The sequence below is a fragment of the Methylophaga sp. UBA4204 genome (assembly GCF_002379485.1).
GTDB lineage: Bacteria > Pseudomonadota > Gammaproteobacteria > Nitrosococcales > Methylophagaceae > Methylophaga.
On record NZ_DFTU01000021.1, the window covers coordinates 1 to 3,143 of the forward strand.

3 protein-coding genes and 1 pseudogene are annotated in these 3,143 nt (G+C 45.6%); all 4 read right to left on the reverse strand.

Features of this window, described 5'->3' with window-relative positions:
* The coding region (locus tag B3182_RS02720) for a MerR family transcriptional regulator (protein WP_292751434.1) at positions 1 to 251 on the reverse strand (251 nt) is incomplete at its 3' end.
* On the reverse strand, positions 235 to 531 hold the full coding sequence (gene ihfA / locus B3182_RS02725; RefSeq protein ID WP_014706670.1) for an integration host factor subunit alpha: 297 nt from the start codon (positions 529 to 531) through the stop codon (positions 235 to 237). The genes B3182_RS02720 and ihfA, both read right to left, overlap by 17 nt.
* Before the next feature lie 32 nt (positions 532 to 563).
* On the reverse strand, positions 564 to 2,939 hold the full coding sequence (gene pheT, locus B3182_RS02730) for a phenylalanine--tRNA ligase subunit beta (RefSeq protein ID WP_292356010.1): 2,376 nt from the start codon (positions 2,937 to 2,939) through the stop codon (positions 564 to 566).
* A gap of 15 nt (positions 2,940 to 2,954) precedes the next feature.
* Positions 2,955 to 3,143, reverse strand: a pseudogene (locus B3182_RS02735) (phenylalanine--tRNA ligase subunit alpha); the annotation flags it as partial.

Below are 3,143 nucleotides of genomic sequence, written 5' to 3' on the forward strand. Positions count from 1 at the left end.
TGACGGGCACCACCAATGGTAAATCCCTGTTCATAAAGCAAGCCACGAATTTCACGAATCAGCACCACATCATGGCGTTGGTAATAACGGCGGTTACCACGACGTTTAACGGGTTTGAGCTGAGTAAACTCCTGTTCCCAATAACGTAGTACATGTGGCTTCACCCCACATAACTCACTGACTTCACCAATGGTAAAGTAACGTTTACCCGGAATTGCAGGTAGTTCGTTGTTATTACTCGCCTCTAGCATAACTGTCCACCCTTGCTTTCAGTTTTTGGCCAGGACGAAAGGTAACAACACGACGGGCGGTGATTGGAATTTCTTCACCCGTTTTAGGGTTACGGCCAGGCCGTTCATTTTTGTCGCGCAGTTCAAAATTACCAAATCCTGAGAGCTTCACTTGATCACCTTCCTCAAGTGCACCACGGATTTCTTCAAAGAACATTTCGACCAGTTCTTTTGCTTCACGTTTATTAAATCCCAACTCTTCATAAAGTTGTTCAGTCATATCGGCTTTTGTGAGTGCCATTCTTTACCTCTATTCTTATTATTGAACCGACGTTAGGTTCTAACAACCGCACCCAACTCACTTTGCAGCTTGTTGGTAATTTGCAGCATTAATGCATCGACTTCATCGTCGGTCATGGTTCGCTCACCATGTTGAAGATGGAAAGCGACCGCAATGCTCTTCTTGCCAAGCTCGACACCATCTCCAGAATAAACGTCAAACAATTGAATTGACTTAAGAATATCAGACTCGATACCTTTCAGGCAATGCTCAATTTCAACGGCTACAATGGAATTGTCGACAACTAAAGCGAGATCTCTGCGAATAGCAGGATAACGCGATAGCGTAGTAAATTTTGGAATGGCAGATTGCAGACAAACCGTTAATGCCAATTCGAAAACATACGCTTTACCAGTAAAGCCTAATGGCTTATTCAGTTTGGGATGCAGTGCTCCCAACCATCCCACTGGTTTATCATTTTGATAGATACGTGCAGATTGTCCAGGATGCAATGCAGGATGTGGTTCAGCGCGGAATTCGACTTTGCCATTTCCCAGTGCCAATATCGCCTCGACATCAGCTTTCACATCATAAAAATCAACTTTACGGTTTTTTTCTGACCATTGTTCGGGATGAATATCGCCATAGACCAGTCCGCCAATACAAAGATACTGATCGATATCAGCCAATTCACCCCGGAACACACGCCCCACTTCAAACAACCTAATTCGGTCATGCTGACGATTCAGGTTATAAACCATCGCCTGCACCAGACCCGGCCACAATGAATGACGCATCACAGACAGATCCGCTGAAATCGGATTGGCTAATTTGATTGGTTCGATATCACTGTCGGCAAAGTGTTTTTGCAATGTTGGGTCAACAAAACTGTAGGTGATTGCTTCAAAATAACCACGATCCACCAACAGACTTTGCAGACGTTCTGTGGCAAGCTGTTTTTCTGAAATTGCACCGGGTAATACACTGATTTCAGGCCGGGTTTGCGGCAACCGATCATAGCCGTAGAGACGACCTAATTCTTCAATCAAATCCACTTCGATATTAATATCAAAACGGAAACTTGGCACAATCACCAGCCAGCCATCTCTGACTGCTGTAACTTCCAGCCCCAACCGAGTCAGCTGTTCTTCTACTTCAGCAGCTTCCAGCTCAATTCCCAACACCCGTTTAATACGGTTTGCACGTAGCAGAATTTGCGGCGTTTCAGGTAACGCACTTTCCTCACTGATAATCGTTAGCGGGCCTGGCTGACCACCGGCAATTTCCAGAATCAACTGCGTGGCCCGTTGCATTGCCTGTTGTGCCAATTGAGGATCAACACCCCGTTCAAAGCGATGTGATGAATCAGTATGCAATCCATAACTTCTAGCCTGCCCTGCAATCGCATCAGGCGTGAAAAAGGCCGCTTCGAGAAACAGCGATGTTGTTTTATCATCAACGGCGGAAGCTTCTCCACCCATTACACCAGCAAGAGCCAGCGGACCAGATGCATCGGCAATAACTAATGTCTGTTCAGCAATCTCAACTTGCTGACCATCCAATAAAGTCAGTTTTTCGTCTGTCTTGGCAAACCTTACAATAATGTTCTGCTGTAACTTCTGCAGATCAAATGCATGCATTGGCTGCCCCAGCTCCAACATCACATAATTAGTGATGTCCACCACGGCGCTCAGACTCCGTAATCCACTGCGACGCAGTTTTTCCTGCATCCATAACGGCGTTTTGGCGTCAGGATTAATATTTTCAATCACCCGACCAATATAATTTGGGCAGGCTTGTATGGCTTCTACTGAAACTGGAAATGTTGTCTGAACAGTTGCCGCAATCTCATTAATAATGACGGGGGTAAGATTGGTACGGCTAATCACACCCAATTCGCGTGCAATACCGGCAACTCCCAGACAATCACTGCGGTTTGGTGTTAAATCGACTTCAATGGTGAAATCATTTAATGCCAGATAATCGCGAATATCGCTCCCAACAGGTGCATCAGCCGGTAATTCCATCAGACCGTCAGAGGATTCAGTTAAACCAAGTTCTTTAGCAGAACACAACATACCGAAAGATGGTTCACCACGCAGTTTGGCTTTTTTAATTTTAAAATCACCTGGCAAGACTGCACCAACAATGGCAACTGGAATTTTCAAACCTTCCCGAACGTTGCTGGCACCACACACAATATGCAATAACTCATCACCAGCTACATCCACTTCACAGACACGCAATTTGTCAGCATCCGGGTGTGAAACAACTGATTTCACCTGTCCAACTAATACACCTGAAAAATCCCCGGCAACAGGCGAAACCGAATCAACTTCCAGGCCCGCCTGAGTCAATTTCTCGGCAATAACCTGCACATCAAAATCAGGATTTACCCATTCACGTAGCCAATTTTCGCTTAATTTCATGGCGAACTTCCTATCCTATTTGAACTGACGCAGGAAGCGCAGATCGTTCTCAAAAAATAATCGCAGATCATTCACGCCATATCGCAACATCGCCAGGCGCTCAACGCCCATGCCAAATGCCAGACCCAGATATTTTTCACTATCAATATTGACGTGCTCGAATACTTTAGGATGCACCATGCCGCAACCCAGCACTTCCAGCCA

What these genes read in the sequence shown, in the direction of transcription:
- ihfA (WP_014706670.1), bottom strand. Translation starts at nt 531, where the DNA reads ATGGCACTCACAAAAGCCGATATGACTGAACAACTTTATGAAGAGTTG.
- pheT (WP_292356010.1), bottom strand. Translation starts at nt 2,939, where the DNA reads ATGAAATTAAGCGAAAATTGGCTACGTGAATGGGTAAATCCTGATTTT.